Origin of the sequence: Ammoniphilus oxalaticus (genome assembly GCF_003609605.1) — a bacterium.
GTDB classification, from domain to species: Bacteria; Bacillota; Bacilli; order Aneurinibacillales; family RAOX-1; genus Ammoniphilus; species Ammoniphilus oxalaticus.
In genome coordinates this window covers 165,207-187,524 of record NZ_MCHY01000007.1, presented here as the reverse complement: position 1 = coordinate 187,524, position 22,318 = coordinate 165,207, and the positions used below count along the sequence as shown (strand labels likewise).

At 43.2% G+C, this 22,318-nt stretch carries 22 protein-coding genes, 1 other RNA gene and 1 other annotated feature; of the genes, 17 read left to right on the top strand and 6 right to left on the bottom strand.

The genetic code is table 11. The annotated features are described in order from the left end of the window. Positions 1 to 58 precede the first annotated feature (58 nt). On the top strand, positions 59 to 604 hold the full coding sequence (locus tag BEP19_RS05865) for a DUF3231 family protein (protein ID WP_120188909.1): 546 nt from the start codon (positions 59 to 61) through the stop codon (positions 602 to 604). A 62-nt stretch (positions 605 to 666) separates the two neighbouring features. Here the strand turns inward: BEP19_RS05865 and BEP19_RS05860 are convergent, their stop codons facing one another. After that, positions 667 to 1,101 carry a DUF2621 family protein gene (locus BEP19_RS05860; RefSeq protein ID WP_120188908.1) on the bottom strand — a complete coding sequence of 145 codons (435 nt, stop codon included), beginning with the start codon at positions 1,099 to 1,101 and terminating at the stop codon, positions 667 to 669. Positions 1,102 to 1,363: 262 nt separating this feature from the next. After that, positions 1,364 to 1,593, top strand: a binding site (T-box leader). Between the two features lie 151 nt (positions 1,594 to 1,744). Between BEP19_RS05860 and leuS the strand changes: the two genes are divergently transcribed. Beyond that, positions 1,745 to 4,189: a leucine--tRNA ligase gene (gene leuS / locus BEP19_RS05855; protein ID WP_120188907.1), complete on the top strand. Its 2,445-nt coding sequence runs from the start codon at positions 1,745 to 1,747 to the stop codon at positions 4,187 to 4,189. A 281-nt stretch (positions 4,190 to 4,470) separates the two neighbouring features. Here leuS and BEP19_RS05850 read toward each other — a convergent pair whose 3' ends face one another. Next, complete coding sequence (locus tag BEP19_RS05850; protein WP_120188906.1) at positions 4,471 to 4,782, bottom strand: hypothetical protein; 312 nt, start codon at positions 4,780 to 4,782, stop codon at positions 4,471 to 4,473. 166 nt (positions 4,783 to 4,948) lie between these two features. Between BEP19_RS05850 and BEP19_RS05845 the strand changes: the two genes are divergently transcribed. The 7 genes from BEP19_RS05845 to ffs all read left to right on the top strand — a co-directional run bounded on the left by BEP19_RS05845 (position 4,949) and on the right by ffs (position 10,735). Next, positions 4,949 to 5,128 (top strand): hypothetical protein, encoded by a 180-nt coding sequence (locus tag BEP19_RS05845; RefSeq protein WP_120188905.1) that lies wholly within the window; start codon positions 4,949 to 4,951, stop codon positions 5,126 to 5,128. Between the two features lie 180 nt (positions 5,129 to 5,308). Further along, the gene (hemE, locus tag BEP19_RS05840; protein WP_120188904.1) at positions 5,309 to 6,352 is read left to right on the top strand and encodes a uroporphyrinogen decarboxylase; all 1,044 of its coding nucleotides are present in this window, start codon (positions 5,309 to 5,311) and stop codon (positions 6,350 to 6,352) included. Between the two features lie 20 nt (positions 6,353 to 6,372). Then, positions 6,373 to 7,293, top strand: coding sequence for a ferrochelatase (gene hemH / locus BEP19_RS05835; RefSeq protein ID WP_120188903.1), 921 nt, complete (start codon positions 6,373 to 6,375; stop codon positions 7,291 to 7,293). Positions 7,294 to 7,530: 237 nt separating this feature from the next. Then, a complete protein-coding gene (locus BEP19_RS05830; RefSeq protein ID WP_120188902.1) occupies positions 7,531 to 7,806 on the top strand; it encodes a hypothetical protein in 276 nt (91 codons plus the stop codon). Positions 7,807 to 8,237: 431 nt separating this feature from the next. Continuing rightward, positions 8,238 to 8,942, top strand: a complete 705-nt coding sequence (locus tag BEP19_RS05820) for a response regulator transcription factor (RefSeq protein WP_120188900.1) — start codon at positions 8,238 to 8,240, stop codon at positions 8,940 to 8,942. Next, positions 8,939 to 10,405: a sensor histidine kinase gene (locus BEP19_RS05815; protein WP_120188899.1), complete on the top strand. Its 1,467-nt coding sequence runs from the start codon at positions 8,939 to 8,941 to the stop codon at positions 10,403 to 10,405. Before BEP19_RS05820 ends, BEP19_RS05815 begins: the two co-directional genes overlap by 4 nt. A 65-nt stretch (positions 10,406 to 10,470) precedes the next feature. Continuing rightward, an RNA gene (gene ffs, locus BEP19_RS05810) (signal recognition particle sRNA large type) lies at positions 10,471 to 10,735 on the top strand. An 80-nt stretch (positions 10,736 to 10,815) separates the two neighbouring features. Here ffs and bshB2 read toward each other — a convergent pair. Then, positions 10,816 to 11,466 (bottom strand): bacillithiol biosynthesis deacetylase BshB2, encoded by a 651-nt coding sequence (gene bshB2, locus BEP19_RS05805; RefSeq protein WP_120188898.1) that lies wholly within the window; start codon positions 11,464 to 11,466, stop codon positions 10,816 to 10,818. 218 nt (positions 11,467 to 11,684) lie between these two features. Then, entirely contained in the window at positions 11,685 to 12,800 is a 1,116-nt protein-coding gene (locus BEP19_RS05800) for a cysteine desulfurase family protein (protein WP_120188897.1), read from the bottom strand. Positions 12,801 to 12,918: 118 nt separating this feature from the next. Between BEP19_RS05800 and BEP19_RS18145 the strand changes: the two genes are divergently transcribed. The 8 genes from BEP19_RS18145 to BEP19_RS18140 all read left to right on the top strand — a co-directional run bounded on the left by BEP19_RS18145 (position 12,919) and on the right by BEP19_RS18140 (position 19,304). Further along, positions 12,919 to 13,053 (top strand): hypothetical protein, encoded by a 135-nt coding sequence (locus tag BEP19_RS18145; RefSeq protein WP_281269274.1) that lies wholly within the window; start codon positions 12,919 to 12,921, stop codon positions 13,051 to 13,053. A gap of 137 nt (positions 13,054 to 13,190) precedes the next feature. Beyond that, positions 13,191 to 13,997, top strand: coding sequence for a hydroxyethylthiazole kinase (thiM, locus tag BEP19_RS05795; protein WP_120188896.1), 807 nt, complete (start codon positions 13,191 to 13,193; stop codon positions 13,995 to 13,997). 158 nt (positions 13,998 to 14,155) lie between these two features. Next, complete coding sequence (locus tag BEP19_RS05790; RefSeq protein ID WP_281269280.1) at positions 14,156 to 14,836, top strand: DsbA family oxidoreductase; 681 nt, start codon at positions 14,156 to 14,158, stop codon at positions 14,834 to 14,836. A 74-nt stretch (positions 14,837 to 14,910) separates the two neighbouring features. After that, complete coding sequence (locus tag BEP19_RS05785) at positions 14,911 to 15,279, top strand: hypothetical protein (RefSeq protein ID WP_120188894.1); 369 nt, start codon at positions 14,911 to 14,913, stop codon at positions 15,277 to 15,279. Between the two features lie 187 nt (positions 15,280 to 15,466). Continuing rightward, positions 15,467 to 18,448 (top strand): formate dehydrogenase subunit alpha, encoded by a 2,982-nt coding sequence (gene fdhF / locus BEP19_RS05780; protein ID WP_120188893.1) that lies wholly within the window; start codon positions 15,467 to 15,469, stop codon positions 18,446 to 18,448. Continuing rightward, on the top strand, positions 18,429 to 18,929 hold the full coding sequence (locus BEP19_RS05775) for a helical membrane plugin domain-containing protein (protein WP_170145282.1): 501 nt from the start codon (positions 18,429 to 18,431) through the stop codon (positions 18,927 to 18,929). The genes fdhF and BEP19_RS05775 overlap by 20 nt, the downstream gene beginning before the upstream one ends. A gap of 25 nt (positions 18,930 to 18,954) precedes the next feature. Further along, the gene (locus tag BEP19_RS05770) at positions 18,955 to 19,173 is read left to right on the top strand and encodes a heavy-metal-associated domain-containing protein (protein WP_120188891.1); all 219 of its coding nucleotides are present in this window, start codon (positions 18,955 to 18,957) and stop codon (positions 19,171 to 19,173) included. Next, a complete protein-coding gene (locus BEP19_RS18140) occupies positions 19,173 to 19,304 on the top strand; it encodes a hypothetical protein (RefSeq protein ID WP_281269273.1) in 132 nt (43 codons plus the stop codon). The genes BEP19_RS05770 and BEP19_RS18140 overlap by 1 nt, the downstream gene beginning before the upstream one ends. 55 nt (positions 19,305 to 19,359) lie before the next feature. On the opposite strand, the gene BEP19_RS05765 is transcribed toward BEP19_RS18140, so the two are convergent. Next, positions 19,360 to 21,573, bottom strand: coding sequence for a histidine kinase dimerization/phospho-acceptor domain-containing protein (locus BEP19_RS05765; RefSeq protein ID WP_120188890.1), 2,214 nt, complete (start codon positions 21,571 to 21,573; stop codon positions 19,360 to 19,362). Next, positions 21,551 to 22,243: a response regulator transcription factor gene (locus tag BEP19_RS05760; protein ID WP_120188889.1), complete on the bottom strand. Its 693-nt coding sequence runs from the start codon at positions 22,241 to 22,243 to the stop codon at positions 21,551 to 21,553. Before BEP19_RS05760 ends, BEP19_RS05765 begins: the two co-directional genes overlap by 23 nt. Between the last annotated feature and the right edge of the window lie 75 nt (positions 22,244 to 22,318).

Genomic DNA, 22,318 nt, shown 5'->3' with positions numbered 1-22,318 from the left:
AAAAGGGCGTTTACTCCCCATTCTTTGGACATAATATCCTTAAAGGAGGGTTATCGTTGTGAACGTCATTGAATTAGTAACTGATTTATTTAAAGGGAATAAGCTAGAAAATGAGATGCCCCTTCACATCGGGGAAGTCATGAATTTGTGGACATTTTTGACCGCGACTGAAAACTTTATGAATAGTGAACTTGTCGCTTTGAATACAGTTGAAAATCCCCAATTACGAAGGAAGATGCTTGAACTGATCGAAGGGTATCATAAACCGATCATTATCGATATTGAAAATTTATTATTAAGCGAAGGGGTAGAGCTGCCTAAAAAGCCAGTGGAAAAACCGCAATTAAAAATGAGCGTTCCAGCTGGTGGAAAAATGACAGATGAAGAAGTAGCAAATCTAGTTATGTTTAACCTTGTCTGGGCGATTAACTTTTGTGGTAGGGGACTTACCGAAGCCGTCAGGCAAGATGTAGCAACCTTATTTGTAAAGGCAATTGTGCAGAAAGCCGGATTTTCAGTTACACTTAAGCAGCTGCTAATGGAAAAGGGCTGGCTTACGTATCCACCTCCTTATCGGAACCTTGGAATGGAAACAAAAAGTTAAAAAAAGAAAAGGCAGGATTTCAAAGCTAATCCCGCCTTTTTTTCATGTTAAATGCAAGTGAATTATACCTTTATCTTCAGATGTTCTCTGAACGGTGAGAAGTCAATTTGTTTTTCTTTCAACGTTTTCACTAAGAATCGATGATCTCGAGCAGGGGTCGCTATAATATAACCTTTAATAATAAGATTTTGATCAATTGATTCAGCATTTTCCTCAATCGCTAATTTTCCGATCTTTGCGGCAATCGTCCTTCGCGCCACATCCCTAAACAGTTCTGGAACAGGATGCACGAGCTCATTCAGCAATTGCAATCCTTCTTCTGACCAAAGCGCGCGCGTCTGATCTATATAGTAGTCTTGCCAATCCAACTCCGATTTTCCGTCTTGTTTCGGCATTGATTTTAAAAACTTTCGAAACATAAAGAAACCGCCAATCATCATAATAAAGGCGAGTCCAAACATCCAAAATACAATAAATGAACCAAAAATAGATGACATATCATAATCACCGCTTTCTCAATACTTCTAGTCAAACTTTTTATGGAATTTCTTGGAACCTTCCGACGCGCTCCTCACGTTTCAAATCTATCGGTGTTTATTATAGCATAAAAGTGGACGGGCAAGGTTACAAGCGCGTTATACGGAATTTTTGATGTTTAATGAATGATAAATATGGCGATAAATAGAATATCTTCTGAAAGGATATTGACATCCTTTGATCTGAATCATAAAATGAAACTATTCGTTTGAACTATATTTTGCAAAGGCGTAGAAGAGGACTAGTACACGGTTCCGATCAGGTTCAGAGAGTTGACGGATGGTGCGAGTCAATCCGAAAGGCGTGGAACTTACCTCAGAGCCGCAGATGATCCATCCATTTTTAATGATTCTGAGTCTGCCGTTTTCCGCGTTAAGGACTGTTTGAGTGAGTACACTGTACTAATTAGGGTGGTACCGCGGGAGCGATAAACAGAGCCTCTCGTCCCTAGCGAAAGCTATGGATGGGGGGCTCTATTTTCGGTTATTGGACAAGCTTGTGGTCTTACTTAAGACGCGTTTTTTAAAATGATATCCAGTGATTTAAACTGCTTAATAAAGCTATTGATAGTATAAAATGTTAAAAAAAGTTGGAGGTTTAAAGATGAGCTCGAGTGAAAAAGTTACGACCACCTATGACCATCAGAAAATAGAACAAAAATGGCAACGTTATTGGGAAGATAATAAAACGTTTAAATTGGTGGAAGACGAACATAAGCCAAAATTTTACGCGTTAGATATGTTTCCTTATCCATCGGGGTCAGGGCTGCATGTTGGTCATCCCGAAGGATATACGGCAACAGATATTATTTCGAGATACAAAAGAATGCGCGGCTACCAGGTTCTGCATCCGATGGGCTGGGACGCGTTTGGACTGCCTGCGGAGCAGCACGCTTTAGATACGGGGGAACACCCGCGGGAAATTACGAAAATAAATATAGACAATTTTAGACGTCAAATTAAGTCGCTAGGCTTTTCTTATGACTGGGATCGTGAATTCTCCACTACAGATCCAGACTATTATAAATGGACGCAATGGATCTTTATCCAACTTTATAAGAAGGGCCTCGCCTATGTTGATGAAGTTCCTGTCAATTGGTGTCCCGCTTTAGGAACCGTGCTCGCTAATGAGGAAGTGATCGACGGCAAAAGCGAACGCGGCGGACATCCCGTTATTCGGAAACCGATGAGACAATGGGTGCTGCGGATTACAGCTTACGCGGATCGCCTATTGGATGATCTGGAGGATTTAGATTGGTCCGAAAGCATCAAAGACATGCAACGCAATTGGATCGGCAAATCGGAAGGTGCTGAACTTTCATTTTTAATTGACGGTCATCCCGATCAAAAACTAGACGTATTTACAACGAGGCCTGACACGTTGTTCGGGGCCACTTACTGTGTCATCGCTCCAGAACATAAACTAGTTGATGTGATTACGACTGCGGAGCAAAAGCAGGCAGTGCAGGCTTATGTAGATTCTGCGGCCCATAAAACAGACCTGGAGCGAACGGATTTAGCGAAAGACAAGTCAGGCGTTTTCACAGGAGCTTACGCAATCAATCCTGTAAATGGGGCAAAAGTTCCCGTTTGGGTCGCGGATTATGTGTTGATTAGCTATGGGACGGGCGCGATTATGGCTGTGCCGGGGCATGATCAACGAGACTGGGAGTTTGCCACTCAGTTTAATTTGCCGATTGTTGAAGTTGTTTCGGGAGGCAACTTGGAAGAAGGGCCTTATATCGGGGACGGTCCGCATGTAAATTCCGAGTTTCTGAATGGCTTAACCAATCAGGAAGCAATTACGAAGATGATCACTTGGTTAGAGGAAAATAATAAAGGGAAGAAAAAGGTAACTTACCGTTTGCGTGATTGGTTGTTTAGTCGCCAACGTTATTGGGGAGAACCGATTCCAATCTTGCATCTTGAAGATGGAACGATGAAGCCGGTGCCTGAGGATCAGCTGCCGTTAACCCTGCCGGAAACGGATGCCATCCGACCTTCTGGGACAGGTGAATCCCCGCTAGCGAATATCGAAGAGTGGGTGAACACGATTGATCCTGAAACAGGGATGAAGGCCAAGCGCGAAACGAACACGATGCCGCAATGGGCGGGAAGTTGCTGGTATTATTTGCGTTTTATCGATCCAAAGAATGATCAGGAACTTTGTTCAAAAGAGAAACAACAGGCCTGGTTACCTGTTGACCTATACATCGGTGGCGCAGAGCACGCTGTTTTGCATCTTCTTTACGCCCGGTTTTGGCATAAAGTGTTGTATGATCTTGGCATCGTCGAAACGAAAGAACCATTTCAAAAGTTAGTGAACCAAGGGATGATCCTTGGTAAAAATAATGAGAAGATGAGTAAATCGCGTGGAAACGTTGTCAATCCAGACGATATTGTAGAGGCATACGGAGCGGATACGTTACGCATATATGAAATGTTTATGGGTCCGTTGGAAGCTTCAAAACCGTGGAATGACCAAGGAGTGGAAGGGTCATATCGATTTATCAATCGTGTTTGGCGTTTGTTTATTCAAGATAACCAACAACTTAACGTAAAGATCCAAGATGGAGAAGGTTCTGCTTCGTTCCAGCAAACGCTTCACAAAACAATTAAAACAGTGACGCATGATATTGATGGTCTTCGTTTTAACACAGCGATTAGCGCGCTGATGGTGTTTGTTAATGAGGCCAATCGGGAAACTGTGTTACCAAAGTCCGCGATGGAAGCGTTTGTGAAACTCCTCTCTCCATTTGCTCCGCATGTTGCGGAAGAGTTGTGGTATCGATTGGGACATGCGGAAACACTGGCTTATGAGCCTTGGCCTGAGTATAACGAAGAGTTGACCGTTGAAAAAGAAGTAGAAATAGTCGTCCAAGTCAACGGAAAAATCAAAGAACGGATGATGCTTGCTGCTGACGCGGATCAGGAAAGTATGAAGGAACAAGCGCTGGCCCTTGATTCTGTTCAAGCTGCGCTTGCGGGCAAACAAGTACGAAAGTGTATTGCCGTGCCTGGACGACTTGTCAATATTGTGATCGGTTAAAGCGCCGGCGAATTCTCCTTTTTTACCAGACATGTAACCGGCAGGGCCTCCATATACTAAAGACCAGGATAGGAAAGGGAGGAGTCACCATGGAAAGGTGTTCATGCTGCGGGACCTCAGCGATCTTATATGGGGGAGTTTGTAACCTGTGTTTCTCTGGAGATGATCCGGACGATTATTTAAGCGCCACAATCCTGAGCCCGCATGATTTTGACGATATAGAGTGACTTCGGATCAGGCTAATCTTGTTTCGCAACCGAAATGAGATTAGCCTGATTTCATTATTTTTTGTCTGACTGTAAATGCTTTCCTTCAATTTTTAAATAAAGCGCATTCAATTCGCTAATTTTACTAGATATTCCATTCAGCTCTTCCATGATTTCAAAAAAATCATCCGGATTTAGCTGCAATGATTCATATTTTTCCATGTACTGTTCATCTAATTGCCGAATTCTTGATGGGATTTGGGCGCTGATCTTGCGCGCTTTTCCATAATACTCATCTATCTCCCGCTGATTCCATCGTTCCATAGGAACGAGGATGAGCGGCTTCTCTAATTCAATCTTTTCATTATATTCAAATTTAAATTTCACTCGAACACACCCCCACAACCTATTATACCTGATTACGCTTGTTTTGGATATTTTTGGATATCGATAATAATTAACAGATTTATTTTAAGCCTATACGCGCAGGATAAAGAAGATCAAGATCATTCTGTATGATTTTGATCAAAAAAGCGAGAGGGATGATCACCAGATGGACAACAAGAAAAAGGCTAAACAACTCGATCCTCAACTACGCGATATAGGAACCCGATCAGCGGGCGCGACGCGTTTACACGAAACACGCACAGCGGATACGCCAGAAAAGATAGAGGCGCCCGTTGTACCGCATCCGGGACCTTATGATACGAGAACGGGGAAATATACGGTATAATATGGAAGATTGATAAGGCGACCTTATGGTCGTCTTTACATATTCATTAAAAAACGTTGATAATGTGATTATTGTTGAAAAGGTGTCACAGATGATAACATCAATCACCTTGTTAAATGTTTGTAAAACATTCATAATATATTGAGAAGATCTTAAAATGATAGAAATGAGGATTTTTCAATGACTTTTAACGATACTTTTTTAAAAGCGTGTTTAAAACAAGAAGTTGACCATACGCCAGTTTGGTATATGCGTCAAGCAGGACGATATCAATCGGAATATCGTGAGATTAGAAAAAAATATTCCTTATTGGAAATTTGTAAAATACCTGAGTTGTGCGCTGAAGTGACGATTTTGCCAGTGCAGCAGCTAGGTGTAGACGCAGCCATTTTATTCTCAGACATTATGGTCCCGCTAGGGCCGATGGGCGTCAAATACGATATTATTGAAAATAGAGGACCCGTACTCGAAACGCCTTATCGAACGGCGGAAGATATTGCGAGTTTACGCGCCCTTGAACCCGAGGAAGATTTGCCTTACGTCCTAGAAACGATTAAAATTTTGGCTCGAGAACTGAAAGTGCCGCTGATCGGCTTTACAGGCGCGCCGTTCACATTGGCTAGCTACATCGTTGAAGGCGGACCTTCGCGTAACTACATCCGCACAAAACAGTTGATGTATAGTCATCCAGAAGTTTGGACGAGCCTCATGGACAAGCTAGCTGACATGATTATTACGTATTTAAGAGCCCAAGTAGACGCGGGAGCAAAAGCGGTTCAAATTTTCGATAGTTGGGTTGGAGCATTATCCGCGCAAGACTATACCAAGTATGTTTATCCAACGATGCAACGCATCTTCACTGAATTAAAAGATTTACCAGCGCCGAAAATATATTTTGGCGTTGCTTCAGGCGAATTACTGCCATTATGGAGTGAATATGACACAGAGGTAATCGGCTTAGATTGGCGTGTGACCATTCCCGAAGGACGTAAGCGCGTCGGAGAGAAATTTGCTATTCAAGGAAATCTCGATCCAGGAACATTGTTGGCTCCATGGCCTGTTCTAGAAGAAAAAGCGAAACAAATCATTGACCAAGGGCTTGAAAAACCTGGTTTTGTATTTAATCTCGGTCATGGGATTTTCCCTGAGGTTCCTGGAGACATGTTAAGAAGATTAACTGAATTTATCCATGAATACAGCGCGTCTGTGATCAAAAACAGATAAGAAGGGAAGTCGAACGAGGGATGTCAAAGCAAACGATCGGCTTACTCGTGATGGCTTACGGCACGCCGCCAAGCCTTGATGATGTGGAAGCCTATTATACACATATCCGCAGGGGAAGACCGCCAAGCCCAGAACAACTGCAAGATCTTTTGGATCGCTACAATGCCATTGGTGGAATTTCACCTTTAAAAGTAATTACAAGGGGCCAAGTCGAACACCTAGAAGCAAAGTTGAATGAAACGTCAGAGGAGTATGAGTTTAAGGCCTACATGGGAATGAGACACGCGCCGCCGTTTATTGAGACCGCTGTAGAAGAGATGGCTAAAGACGGAATTAAAAAAGCGGTTTCGATTGTGTTAGCGCCACATTATTCCGTAATGAGCGTTGGTGGGTACAATAAAACAGCAAGTGAAGCCGCTCAGAAACATAGCGTGGAACTTACGTCTGTCAATCAGTATCATTTAGAGCCTACATATATCCAAGCCCTTGTTGAAAGAGTGGAAGAAGCTTTCCAATCATTTGATGATCGTCAAGCTGTAAAAGTTGTTTTCACGGCCCACAGTCTGCCAGAAAAGATTGTGGAGATGAACGATCCATATGTAGACCAATTGAGAGAAACAGCGGAAGCGATTGCTGAACAATTGCAACTTGAAAATTGGGAAACAGGCTGGCAAAGCGCCGCGCAAACGAATGTGCCTTGGCTTGGTCCAGATATTTTGGATCGGATGCGAGAGCTAAAAGAGGCGGGAACGGACAATTTGATTATTTGCGCGACCGGGTTTGTAAGTGATCACCTCGAAATTTTGTATGATCTCGATATCGAGTGTAAACAAGTTGCGGAAGAGTTGAATATGCAATTTGTGCGAACAAAATCATTAAATACGGATCCGTTATACATTGAAGCGCTAGCTCAAGCTGTCCTGAAACAATTAAATATATAAGTGAAAAAAAAGGAACTGGCCTGGAGTCGTTGCAAAGACACTTACAGGCCAGTTTTTATATATTCAGCTTAGATTCACCCATTCCGACAAATTTCGACAACAAACTGGAGATGGTCATAAAAAGATCATAAAAAGATCACAGAAAGGTCAAGCTTTGGATACAGCGCGTTTACAATTCTAACCTATTATGATAATTGAAGGCAACAAACAAAGTTGTTGAAAGGGGATTTATCGAAAATGAAAAAATTATATAAGTTAGGTTTAGCGTCTGTATTAGCTTTAAGTTTAGCGGCATGTTCATCAGGAGGAACAACTGAGGAGCCAACAGATGATGAGCAAATCGAAGATGTAACTGGCCTAGATGATGTAGAAACAGATGAGAATGACAGTGTTCCAACAACAGGCGATGGAATTGACGAAGAGGACGCTGAAGATGCAGATGCTGAGACAGACGCTGACGCTGATGACGCGGAAACAGATGCTGACGCGGATACTGAAGAAGAAGAGCAATAATAACATACTTAAACGCCCGTCCCTTGCGGGATGGGCGTTTTCATCTAGATAGACAAATTTTTAGATGTGGTTGAGGGAGGAGAATGAAAAGGATGGTGAACATAGCATGGAATTACAACAATTAAAAGCTGAACAATTAGAACTCCTATATCGTACAGAGAAAAAGACAAAGTGGTTATTAAAATTCAGAGACCCAGAACAATCGGTTAACATTTATATGACCCGTCCCGCCAATGAAACCTCAGGTACCCTCCTTCACACTATAAAGTGCTATAAAAATCTAAACGACTGGTTCAAAAAACATGAACGACTTTTCTAGGGGACTTCTGCGGAAGTCTTTTTTGGTTTTTTAACACCGCTTCAAAGCAAATCTAGTAACGTATGGTATAATAATCTAGTAACATTTTTCATGAGTGAGGAGGCTGCTATCAGTGGTAACTAGCAAGGTATTGCTCGCTGATGACGATCCAAATGTTCGTGAGATTATTCGCCTGTATTTTGAGCAACAACAGATCGATTTGCTTGAAGCGGATAATGGAAAAACAGCGCTTGAATTAGCGACAAGCCATGAACTAGATTTAATCATCTTAGATGTGATGATGCCTGGGCTTGATGGATTTGATGTTTGTCGAGAAATTCGCAAAAACTCAGATGTGCCGATAATCATGTTAACTGCGAAGGACGAGGAGATTGATCGAATTCTCGGTCTCGAATTGGGCGCCGATGACTATATGAGTAAACCGTTCAGTCCCCGAGAGCTCGTCGCTCGGATGAAGGCTATCTTTCGTAGAATGCAAGTCAAAGAAACGAAACCTGAGACGGATGATGGTGTAAAGGTGCTCGGATTTGATGAATTAACGATTGATATTTCACGTCGAGAAGTGATTGCAAATGGAGAAAAACTATCTTTTCGACCCAAAGAATTTGATTTACTCGTTTGCTTGGCGAAATCCCCCGGTCACGTTTTTTCGAGGGAACAGTTGCTAGAGCAAATTTGGGGCTATGATTTCTTTGGCGATGTTCGAACGATTGATGTCCATATTAAAAAAATTCGGAAACACCTGTCTGGTCTGAAGACCGATTTTATTCGGACGATGTGGGGGGTCGGATATAAGTTTGAGGTTGAATCAGATTGAAATGGTTCAACAAAACTTTATTTAGGCGGATCCTGATCAGTTTTTTGGTGACACTCCTCATTGGACTTGGAGTTGTCGGGTTTTCTATTTCATGGTTAACAAAAGATTATATGTATACGCAAACCCAAGAAGAACTTGTGCGTAAGGCCAAAAGGGTTAATGCGACGATTCAACGACACGAAAATATTGATGAAAAAACGATCGAAATGTTGGCGCTTCTCGATCAATCCTTTGATACGCGGATTTGGGTATTCGATAAAGAAGGGCAGATTATCGCAACTTCAATGAAAGATGAAGTGTTTATCGGAAAATCAGTTGCCCCGCGGATCGTAGATCGAGCTTTAAAAGGACAAGATGTTTTGTCAGAGTTGCATTTCGAAGGCCTCAATAAGCCGATGATCTCAGTGGTTGTACCCTGGGGCGCAAAAAAGAACATCTACGGCGGAATTGTGCTGCATGCCCCGGTTGAGGGTTTGAATCAAACGTTTGTGTTTATTCGCGAAACGATTCTTTGGGCGATCCTTTTTGGAGTCATTTTATCAACTGCCATTGTTTCTTACTTATCGTGGTCGATTACAAGACCGTTGCACTATATTGAACGCACCGCGATGGAAATTGAACAAGGTAATTATCACCAACGCTTGGAAATTGACAATCCTGCTGAGTTGGCAGATTTGGCGAAAACAGTCAATCGATTAGCTGAAAAAGTAGAAAAAGATGAAATGAATTTAAAAAGGGAAGAAAAGATTCGCAATGACTTTTTAGCTAATATTTCACATGACCTACGCACACCATTGACAGCGATTCAAGGTTTCTTGGAGGCGCTTCAGGATGGACTTATTCGCGAGGAAGAAACGCGCCAACATTATTATCAAGTGATGTATCAAGAAACGATGCACCTTAATCGTTTAGTCGAAGATCTAATGGACTTAATTAAACTTGAAAATAAAGATATCACCTTGTTTAAAACTCCTGTTGATATTGTTGATTTATTGGAAAAACTAATGTTTGCATTTCAGCCTGAAGCCGATGCGAAGGAAACGCAACTAGAGATTACAGCTGAGGCAGGGTTACCAATGGTGTATGCCGATCGAGATCGCGTCGCCCAAATATTTAAAAACCTGTTGCAGAATGCTGTGAAATTCACATCCAAAGGTCATGTGCAAGCGCTCGTGCTCCGTGAAGAACAGTATTTGAAAATTAACATCAAAGATACGGGGATAGGCATTGAAACGGGTGATTTGGAAAGAATCTGGGAGCGTTTCTTTAAAGGGGATCGCGTCCGTTCAAAAGCAAATAAAGGGACTGGGCTTGGGTTATCGATTGTCCAGCAATTGGTTAAGTTGCATCATGGAAAGATCTCGGTTCATAGTGAACTTGGCAAGGGGACAACTTTCACGGTGTGGTTACCAATCATTGCTGAATACGGTGATGATTTGGAAAATGTGGATGACATCTACTAATGTTATCTATGCTCTTGCATGTTATAGTAAGGTTAATCCACAAAACAAACTGTTTACGTTATAAACCGCGCTAGATGGGGAGCTGACGGTGCCCTGTAACCCGCAATCCGTCCAGCGGGATTGAACTCCTATGCGAGGGTGAATCAAGTGAGGAAAACGGATGAAAGCGCCGATGACGATCAAGTCTCGCGCGGCAACAATTCATGAATCGGGTCAGGTTCGGAAGAAAGCAGCCCTAAGTGAAAATTGTTGCGCGCTGCGAGGCAGCTTGATCTGAGTGAACTTTCTTCTGGAATATTCGGTTGATTCTACTCGGACATGGGCGCGCGGTTTACATAACCGAAAAGGACTGTCTGGTACGCTCTTGAGTAGAACGTACCAGACAGTCCTTTTTTAGCATATGATTTGATTTACTTGCTAAAATCTATACCCCAGAACCATTCTTCCTCTAGTCGTTTCAATAGGGCTGGTTCTTTGTATTTCGTTACACGATTGAGCATTCCTTCGCTTTGTGACGCGTGGGCTTCTAAAACAGCCATCTTCACGTCTCGATATCGAGAAACGTCAACAATGAAAGACGGTCGACCTAATTTTTCTATTGAGTCTGCGGCAAAAGCGACACCATAAAAGATGGGCCTTTGCGTAGGTTCTAATTTTCGGATGGCTTTGACAACGGCCTCCGCGCAGGCATCATGATCAGGATGGACGCTGAAACCTGGATAGAAACTAATGACTTTGGTTGGTTTTATCGCTAACAGCGCGTCATAAAGCTGATCAGCAAGCTCTACTTCAAATTCAATCGTTTTATCTCGCATCCCCCATAATCGCAGATCGTTAACACCCATCGCCTCACAAGCTTGTTCTAATTCTTTCTTACGAATCAAAGGTAGCGTCTCTCGATTGGCGAAAATAGGATTGCCCATATTGCGACCCATTTCACCTAATGTCAAACAAATATAAGTCGTTGGGACTCCCCGTTCCGTATAGGAGCGGACCATTCCCGCGCAACTAAATGCTTCATCATCGGGGTGAGGAAATATGATTAAAAGATGTTCAGTCATAGTAGCCTCCTTCCATTCAGCTAAGGATGATGGTACGCTAAAAACACGCGTTTACCGTAATTTAAATGTAATTGATTTATGTAGAAAAAACAATAGAAATACAGATTCTTGTTGAATTTGTAAGTAAATTGTTGAATCCTGCGCTTGCCTAGGAAATATTGGAAGGGAAATGAAATGGAAAAGGCAAACCGTTATTGAGCGGCTCGCCTTTTCTATTTTTATATAGTGTTTACTAAGGATTCAACGACATGTTCAATTTGCTCTAATGTCGTATATCGTCCAAGGCTGAAACGGATCGTTCCCATTCCAACCCTAGGCTCCACCTTCATCTCTTTTAGGACCGAAGATAGTTGGACTTGTCCCGAGTCACAGGCGGCTCCTGTTGAGGCAGCAACTTCGGGTAGCTTTTTCAAAATATCTTGTCCTATTTGTTCTACAAAACTTATACTCGCTGTGTTTGGCAAGCGTTCTGTCGGATGCCCATTAATGACTACTCGTTCTCCAAAATGCTTTTTCAAAGCCTGTTCAAAGTGATCCCTTAGCTGGCCTTCGCCTTGATTCTCAAGGTTTTGTTCAGCGAGAGCGGACGCTTTACCTAAGCCGACGATAAACATCACATTTTCCGTGCCGGCTCGACGGCCATTTTCATGTCCCGCTCCATGGATAAAGCTCTCGATTGGAGTCCCTTGGCGAATGTAAAGGGCGCCAACCCCTTTCGGAGCATACATTTTATGACCGGCAATCGTTAGCAGATCCACGCCAAGTTCATCCACGCGAGTTGGAACTTTTCCAACGGATTGCGCCGCGTCTGTATGCAACAAAATGCCACGCTCTTTTGCGATATGGGAGATTTTTTCAATCGGTTGCAGCGTTCCCACCTCATTGTTCGCGTGCATAATCGAGATCAGAATTGTATCTTCGCGAATCGCTCGCTTCACTTCCTCGACAGACACTTGTCCAAATTCATCAACGCCAACATACGTTACTTCGGCTCCCAATTTCTCAAGAAAATGACAAGGGGCAAGGATCGCAGGATGTTCGATCTTGCTCGTAATGATATGTTTTCCTTTCGCTTGCAGGGCATAAAAGACTCCTTTCAGAGCGTGATTATTCGCTTCGCTGCCGCCGCTAGTGAAAATAATTTCATCAGAGCTGCAACCTAATAAAGAAGCGACTTGGGCTCGGGCTTGTTGAATAGCAGATCCCGCTTGTTTCGACGCCCAATGGCTGCTTGAAGGATTGCCAAAAAAATCGCTCAGATAAGGTTGCATCGCCTCGGCTACTTCCTGGTCAATTGGAGTGCTCGCATTATAATCGAGATAAATATTGTCCATTATTAACACGTCCTTTTTTAATGTTAGTAACCAAATTGTAGCAGAAATCCGATAGGAAAAATAGGTTCGGATAAGTAACTAACGGTCGACGCATTCTAATAAAGGGGTGAATAAGACGATGAGCCAAGAACGGATTGCCACGGTGTATATGCGAAACGAAGACGCGCTGGAACAGCAGTTTCAGGATTATGAAGAGTTGTTAGTTTTTATACTTGATCACGAGACTGAAATTGACTATATAAACTGGGGTTAATGCTCGATGACAAGTTAGCCAGACCTGACCTGACCGTTGCAAAGCGGCGGGTCTTTTTTAATACATTAGACAAGCGAAATGCTGTAGCAGTAAAATAGGAATAGGCTGTAAACTATATATAAAGGGGATTGGTACCGATGCAAAACGATAAGATTGCTGAACTATTAGAACGAATTCGTAACCATAATCCACTTGTGCACAGCATGACTAATGTCGTCGTCACAAATTTTACTGCAAACGGTTTATTAGCTTTAGGCGCCTCACCTGTGATGGCCTACGCGAAACAAGAGGTCGCCGACATGGCGCGCATCGCAGGGGCTGTCGTTTTAAATATCGGCACATTAAATGAAACAGAAGTAGAGGCGATGTTACTAGCGGGGCAAGCTGCGAATAGCGCGGGTGTTCCGTTATTATTTGATCCCGTCGGCGCGGGCGCAACTCCTTATCGAACAAATACTGCTCGAAAAATCGTTCGAGATACCCGCGTTTCCATCCTTAGAGGAAATGCCGCTGAGGTCGCTAATGTCGTTGGACAGGAGTGGGCGATTAAAGGGGTTGACGCTGGAGAGGGCGATGGAGATATCGTCGATTTAGCCAAAAAAGCTGCAGTAGCGCTGAAGACAGTTGTCGTCATTACCGGTGAAACGGACATTATTAGCGATGGAAAAGTTACCTATGCTGTAAAAAATGGGAATGCTTTACTGACAAAGGTGACGGGTACCGGCTGCTTAGTAACCGCTGTAATCGGCGCGTTCGCCGCGGTTGAATCCAATTTATTAATTGCGTCCATCGCGGCGCTTGTAAGTTATGGTATAGCCGCCGAAACGGCCGCGCGCCTGAAAGGCGCAGAAGGACCAGGGAGTTTCCAAATTGAATTTCTAAATCAATTAGCCCGACTCGACGGCAAACAAATTAGAGAACTAGGATTGTTTGAACGGATATAGCCGCGAGTGAGGAGCAAATTCATACGATGTACATAGTCTGACGCGGTCGGCGCCATAGAGTTGAATGGCTTTGGTAAACTAAGTTAGAATAGATGAAAGATGGAGGTGTCGGAATGAAGATTGAAATTTGGTCTGATTACATGTGACCGTTTTGCTATATTGGCGCTCGTCGGCTGGAGGCCGCGTTAAAAGAGTTTGCTCATAGCGAACATGTTAAAATTACTTACAAAAGTTTTGAATTAGACCCAGAAAAACCAAAAGATGCGACAATGGATGCTTATGATAACCTAGCGACGAAATATGGGATGAGTCGGGAACAGGCGAAAAAAACGTACGCCGATATGAACCAACAAGCGCAAGCTGAAGGACTTGATTTTCAGTTTGACAAGATGATTCCCGCTAATACGTTTGATGCCCATCGGTTAACGCTATTAGCGACCGCGTCAGGCAAGCAACCGCAAATGGTTGAGCGTTTGTTTTCCGCTTACTTTATTGAAGGAAAACGGCTGAGCGATCGAGAAACACTCTTGGAGCTTGGCGAAGAGGTTGGACTGGACACAAAGCAAATCGCCGCGATGCTAGATGGTACCGCGTATAGTGAACAAGTTCGAACTGAACAACGAGAAGCTCAGGAGTTGGGGGTCCGCGCTGTCCCTTTTTATGTAATAGATCGGAAATATGGGATTTCTGGAGCCCATCCAAGCGAATTCTTTTTAAAAACGTTAGACAAAGCATGGCAAGAAAGCCAGCCGCTTTCAATCGTCAATAACGATGATGAGCATTCTGGCGACGCGTGTGATGAGACAGGCTGTCAGATCGATCCAAATAATAAATCGTAAATAGAGGAAAATGTTAACAGCCGCGCGGAGTTCCTCTGCGCGGCTGTTACATTACAAGGGAGAGATATTTAAATTTGAAGAAATACTTATTTGGGGCTTATCTGTTGCTTTCATTCATCGTCGCATTATCGATTTGTAACGCTAATTTACCGATAGAGGATGAGATGACTAATTCTCTTAACAGTTTGCGATTCTTGTCCGGGGAAGCGATCCTTTTGGGTTCAATTAGTTCAGCGGGGGCTCTCTTTTACAAAGGAAGAAAGGAAAGAATTATTTTAGCGATATTTACGGCGGTTCTGTTGCTCCTTTTGTACACCATTTTATACAGCGCGTGGTTAACTGTCTATTTGCGGATTGCGGAAGGTTTTTTCGTATTGCTAATTGTCGGTTCCATCCATTATTTCATTAGTTTTTTATTGAGAAACTTGTTGATCAAACCTTAAGAAGTGTTCTAGTGAAAATAGCGGGAATTTCAGTGCTCATTCAGTTCGGTTTTCTGCGCGCCTTTGCCCTTTTCGCTTACCACCCTCGATCCTCATCCTATTATTCAATTAAATTGAAAATTTTTACATATAAATACCAACTCTGAACCAAAATAAGGTACAGGTAAGTTGAAGGGAGTTGGATTTAATGGGATCGAGACAGGAGCAATTTTCGATTCGGATCAATAACCAAGATTTGTTTGCAAAGCCGGGTCAAAAGGTTTTAGAGGCGGCAAGAGAACAAGACTTGTACATCCCAAGTATTTGTTTTCATGATCAATTGGGAGCAATCCAGTCGTGTGATACATGTTATGTTGAAATAAACGGGGAACTGGTTCGCTCGTGCGCGACTGAAGCTAAACCGGGCATGGAAATCAGCTCTATTTCAGACAAGGCGAAGGCGGCTCAACGTGAAGGAATGGAACGCATTTTAACGCGCCATGAACTGTACTGCACAGTGTGCGATAACAACAATGGAAATTGTACCGTCCATAATACAGCGGAATATTTCGAAATTGAGCATCAGCAGTATGAATTTAAACCGAAACCGTATCCTCCCGACAATACCCATCCATTCTATCGTTACGAACCAGATCAATGTATTTTATGTGGTTTATGTGTGGAGGCTTGTCAAGATTTACAAGTCAACGAAACATTAACGATCGATTGGAACCGCGAACATCCCCGCGTCATTTGGGATAACGATGTGTCGATCGATGAATCCTCCTGCGTATCGTGTGGGCATTGTGTCACTGTATGTCCTTGTAATGCTCTAATGGAAAAATCAATGCTCGGTGAGGCCGGTTATTTGACAGGGATACCGAAACAAGCGCTTGAGCCGATGATCGATCTCACGAAAGAAATCGAGCCAGGTTACAAAGAAATCTTTGTGATATCTGAGATGGAAGCAGCGATGAGAAAAGCTCGGATCAAGCGGACAAAAACAGTCTGTACGTATTGCGGGGTTGGCTGTAGTTTTGAAATCTGGACAAAAGATCGGAAAATACTAAAAGTCGAGCCGCAACAGGAGGCGCCTGCCAACGGAATTTCCACTTGCATTAAAGGGAAATTTGGCTGGGATTTTGTCAACAGCGAGGAGCGGTTAACAAAGCCATTGATCCGAAAAGGAGACCGCTTTGTCGAGGCGAGCTGGGATGAGGCGCTTGATTTAATCGCCTCTAAGTTAACAGAAATCAAGGAACGAGAGGGTTCTGATTCCATCGGATACATTGCCTCATCGAAGTGTACGAATGAAGAGAACTATTTGTTTCAAAAGTTGGCCCGCGCAGTGATGGGTACAAATAATGTGGACAACTGTTCACGATATTGTCAGTCCCCAGCTACCGCTGGTCTAATTCGAACTGTCGGAATCGGAGGGGACTCTGGAACGATTCAAGATATTTACTCCGCTGGTCTCGTGCTCGTGATTGGAGCGAATCCCGCGGAATCCCATCCCGTGTTGGCAACTCGGATTAAACGGGCTCATAAATTACATGGGCAAAAATTAGCGGTTGTTGATTTAAGGAAGAATGAACTTGCAGAACGAGCGGATTTGTTTATTCACCCTAAACCATCGACAGACTTGGTGTTATTGAATGCGATTACCAAATATATCATTGATCAAGGGTGGGGGGCGCAATCGTTTATTGAAGAACGTGTCAATGGATATGAAGAATACGTTGCATCTTTAGAAAAGTTTACGCTGGAATACGCTGAAGAAACGACAGGAATTGAGCAACAGACCTTGATCCAACTGGCTAAAATGGTACACGAAGCAGAAGGTGTCTGTATTTTATGGGGGATGGGGGTTACCCAACACCTCGGGGCGACGGATACGAGCACAGCTATATCTAATTTGTTGCTCGTTACGGGCAATTACGGTAAACCAGGGGCTGGAGCTTATCCGCTGCGTGGCCATAATAACGTTCAAGGCGCTTGCGATTTCGGCACGATGCCTGCTTGGATGCCTGGATATGAGCCCGTGGAAGACGCGCAAGTTCGGAAAAAATACGGGCATGCTTGGGGTGTTGAGCTACCCGCTAAGCCTGGATTGAACAACCATCAAATGGTCGAGATGATTCATAAAGGCAAGCTCAAAGCGATGTATTTGTTCGGAGAAGAAATGGCCATTGTCGACTCGAATAGCAACCATGTTGACTCTGCGTTTGAAAAACTAGACTTTTTTGTTGTCCAGGACATCTTTTTTTCAAGAACCGCTCAGTTTGCGGATGTTGTGTTGCCAGCCGCGCCGAGTTTGGAAAAAGAGGGAACCTTTACGAACACGGAGCGACGCATTCAACGGTTTTACCGTGTGTTAGAACCGATGGGCGAGTCGAAACCCGATTGGGAAATTTTCCAACTGCTCGCTAACAAACTCGGAGCCAATTGGAATTATACGCATCCAAGCGAAATTATGGCCGAAGCCGCGCGGTTGGCGCCTGTTTTTGCGGGGGTTAGCTACGAACGTTTGGAAGGGTTCAACTCGCAACTATGGCCAGTTCAAGCCGATGGAACAGACACTGAACTGCTTTACACCGATAAATTTGCTTTTCCAGATGGCAAAGCCCGCTTGTTCCCAGTCGATTGGACGCCGCCATTTGATCCTGGAGAAGATTATGATCTGCACTTAAACAACGGAAGGTTGCTTGAACATTTCCATGAAGGGAATTTAACGTACCGTGTGCCGGGGATTGTTCACAAAGTATCTCAGCCGTGGCTAGAGGTTTCGCCGGAATTAGCTGAACAACGAGGGATTGACGATGGAGCTTTAGTTCAGTTGACTTCCCCATATGGAGAGGTCGAAGTGAGAGCTCATGTAACAGATACAGTAAAAGGGAATGAGCTATATCTAACGATGAACTCAACAACGGATGAAGACATGGTGAACCGTTTGACGAGTAGCTATCATGATCGGATTACCCATACGCCAAATTACAAGGAAATGAACGTGAAAATGGTCGTGCTCGAAGCGCAAGGAGAACCACCTTTGCCTGATGTGAATCATCGTTTTGGTAACCGTGTCCCTCAAATCGGCATCAAAGTGGAAGACAAATGGAAACGGGCAGACTTCACGCCGATCCCAGAATGGTTAGAAAATGGAGGCGAACAACATGGCCAAAGCCATCCGTAACATCGAGAGGGAGCAGATAGATCCAGCGGAAGCGCAAAGTCAAGATATCCAAGAGGTGCTTGGGGCTGTCGCGGAAAGTAAGGATGCGTTAATCGTTTTTTTAGACATCCTCAAGGAAGCGCATGAAGCTGGACTATTGGACATTTTACAAGGGGTATTGAAGACGCGGGAGGAAGTTAGCATGCTGGCCCTCCAGCAATTAAACCAACAGTCTGTCTATCACTCGGTTAAAAACGTGACGAGCTTAGCAAGATTTATAGGTCAAATTGAACCGGAACAATTAAGCCGCATCTTAAATGGGGTCGCGCATGGCTTACAGAAAACAACAAGCGACCCAACAGACGAAGGAAAACCTAGCGGTCTATGGGGCTTAACCAAAAACTTGCGGGACTCAGATGTGAATTCTACGTTATATACAGCGCTTGAATTCATGAAAGGAATGGGCGAAGGTTTGCGTAAAGGCCCTCCTTCTGTTCACTAATCTTAATTCCGAGGAGGCTTTTTTGATGAAAATAAAGAAGCTATCGATTCAAGGGATGCATGAGCAAAAAGACGTTGAACTCATAAAAGGCGCTCTGCTAGATGTATGGGGCGTTCGCCAAGTGGAAATCAACTTGCCGCAAGCGGAGGCGAAAGTATCCTATAATGACGCTGCGGCTTCCGCAATAGATATTGAACAAGCAGTCATTGACCAAGGCTATGCATTGGATAGGGAGGAAGTGTAGTGAGTAAAATTTGTGAAGTTTGCGGCCAACTCGAAAGCCCTCCTGATGAGGAGCAAGCAGATCACTTAGAAAATTCATACCACCTCTATGTTTGTGAACCGTGTATCGGTGACATGAAGTGGCAAGAATAACAACAAGAGCCCTGATAAACGACCAGCTGAGGCCGTAGATCAGGGCTCTTCATTTTTAGGCGCTTTGTAAAGAAATCGTCACTTTGAACAGGTCGCCATCCACTTCAATGTCTAGCGAACCATCATGAAGATCAATGATCGATTTAGCGATTGCTAGTCCTAATCCTGAGCCTTCTGTTTGCCGTGACGTATCGCCACGTTTAAATCGTTCAAACAATTCGTCTACATTTTCACCCAGCTCATATTTAGCAATATTTCTAAAAATAATGCGGGCAATGGAACCGTCGGCTTGAACTGAAATATAGACGCGAGTATGTTCCAAACTGTATTTTAAGATGTTGTAGATCAAATTATCAAACGCGCGCCACACCTTTTGTCCATCGACTAGCGCGTAGACGGGTGTTTCTGGTGTTGTAATCCGAAATTGTAAGCCTGAAGTTTTGATCTGTTCATCATATTCGGCTAAAGCCTGCTGTAACAATTGCACAAGATCGACTTTTTGTTTCGTTAACTCTACACTTCCACTCGCCATTTTTGACGCTTCAAACAGGTCATCAATCAACACCTTTAACCGCTTAGATTTTTGATCAATGATCCCTACATACGATGCGCGTTCTTCATCTGATAGGTTGGGTTGTTTTAACAATTCCGTATAAGTGATCACCGATGTTAACGGCGTCCGCAAGTCATGGCTCACATTGGTGATTAATTCTGTTTTTAATCGTTCGCTTTTTGCTTGCTCTTGTTGGGACACCTTAACGCCTTGCTTTAATCGATTCACATTTTCGGCTATTTTGGCTAATTTCGATTGACCTTTTATTGTTAAATCAGGGACTGCGTACCCTTGAACGATATTTTCCAAATAAAGCGCAATCTTATTGAAATAACCCGCTTGTCTTAAGATAAGATAGAGCAGGGGCAACCCAATTAGTAAAGCGATGCCGCAATACAAAACAAATAAGAAGCTAGAATTAAACAAATAAACGATGATTGCGCCGGGACCAAGCCCTAGAGCAAACAACAAGATCAGAAAAATCTGTACCCCTGTACTTCGGATTAGAAAGGACTCTTGCGCTGTTTGCCAAATTCGCGCGGTCATGCTGCCGCGAAAATCGGCCTGCGGGTCTGATCCTTCTTTCAAACGGCGATACAGATAGATCAATAGCGCAATAGCCAGACCTGTCCATAAACTGTTATAAAACAAAAATCTAATGGCTCTGCTTACAGATTCCACACGAATGAAACGAACGGTGTCCAGTCGGTTAAACGCGATGAACAAGGCAATGGCGGTAATTCCAGCGGCGAAATCAAGTGGAACTCGATTAAAAGTCGCTTGTCCTGTCCGTGGAGCAATACGCTCTATAATCTGCCATCGATTCACCACAAATAGACTGATGAGCAAGGAAACCACTCCGCTAATCGCATACACATAAAAGAGGCGTTGTTGGGATTGAAACGCTGCGTAATCAGACGATGTTTTGATTGCATTCGTAACTCCAATTTGGCCTTCAAAATTTCTTGGAGATGTCTCAATCGGAAGCTTGTAGGGGTGATCTACAGGAATATCGCCTGAGTAACTAATCCCACCCGTTCTGTGATGGCTTTCTTGAACCGACTGAGAATTACCAAGTGAATAGTCCCTTAGATAAGCCATTTGGCCGTCTCTAATCTTTTGTTCCCGATCTTTCGCTGAAAGATTACTGTATACTTGTCCTGTTTCTTTGTCTGTTATACGGTACACAAAATAGCGATAATGTTGTTTAAATCCTGTTCGCCCTCGATCCAATCCCTTATAAATCTCATCGATTTCCGCCTCCTTTTCCTTCGCGACTTTGGCCAGAACATGCTCATCATTTCGGAAGTTTTCTGTAATGTCTTCGATTTTCCGATCTCGTTCCGCAGTATATGCGTCGGCATTTTGTTGATTGTTATTTGCGATTGCTTGATTAATTTTATCTTCATACTGGTCTTTTATATTTTGAACTTGATCAGGCAATTCTCCATAACGAAGACGATGCTCTTCAATTTCCTCCGATGTGACTGTAATTTGTTTTTTTGCTTCCTCAATCGGGATGTAATTTAATTCGAATACAAGTAAATCGTCGATATATCTATTCAGCTCAAATTGAAACGAATGAGTTCCAAAATAATTCTTCCCGATATAATCAGGACCTTGCGTGATCGTTGTCATCACGCCATGAACCCCATGAGAGAAAAGTAACAGCCATACAATCACCCGCGCCCAATTATTTTTCCATTTTGTATCCAATTCCCCAAACCACCTTTAAATATCTCGGATTTTTCGGATCGATTTCAATTTTTTCGCGGATTTTTCGAATATGAACAGCAACCGTATTTGCAGGATTGTAGCTCGGCTCTCGCCATACCCGTTCATAAATTTCATCAATTGAAAAGACCCTTCCCGCATGTTTCATCAATAATTCAACAATTTTATATTCAAGTGGCGTTAGTCGCACAACTTCTCCATGCGCTGTCACTTCTTTGGACGCTTCATCCAAGGTCAATCCGTTTAATTCAATGATCGTTTCAGCGCCTTCATACGTGCCAAGCTTCACATATCTTCTCAACTGTGATTTGACCCGAGCGATCAATTCCAACGGATTAAACGGCTTGGTTAAGTAGTCATCGGCGCCGACCTGAAGCCCCAATATTTTATCCGTGTCTTCGCTTTTAGCGCTAAGCATAATGATTGGGATGTTTTTTTCTTCTCTTATCTTAAATGTGACTGAAATTCCATCAAGTCGGGGCATCATAATATCTAATATGACTAAATGGACGCGCTGCTGGTCCAAAATATCTAGCGCCTCAAATCCGTCTTTTGCTTTTAACACGGTCATGCCTTCATTTTTCAAGTAAATCTGGATCGCGTCCCGTATTTCTTTTTCATCGTCTACAACTAGGATTGTGTAATCACTCATGTTTGCAACCCTCCTTTCCAGAGTATAGCATTTCTTTCTAAGAACATTGTATCGCTCGTTTCTTAAAAAGAAGGA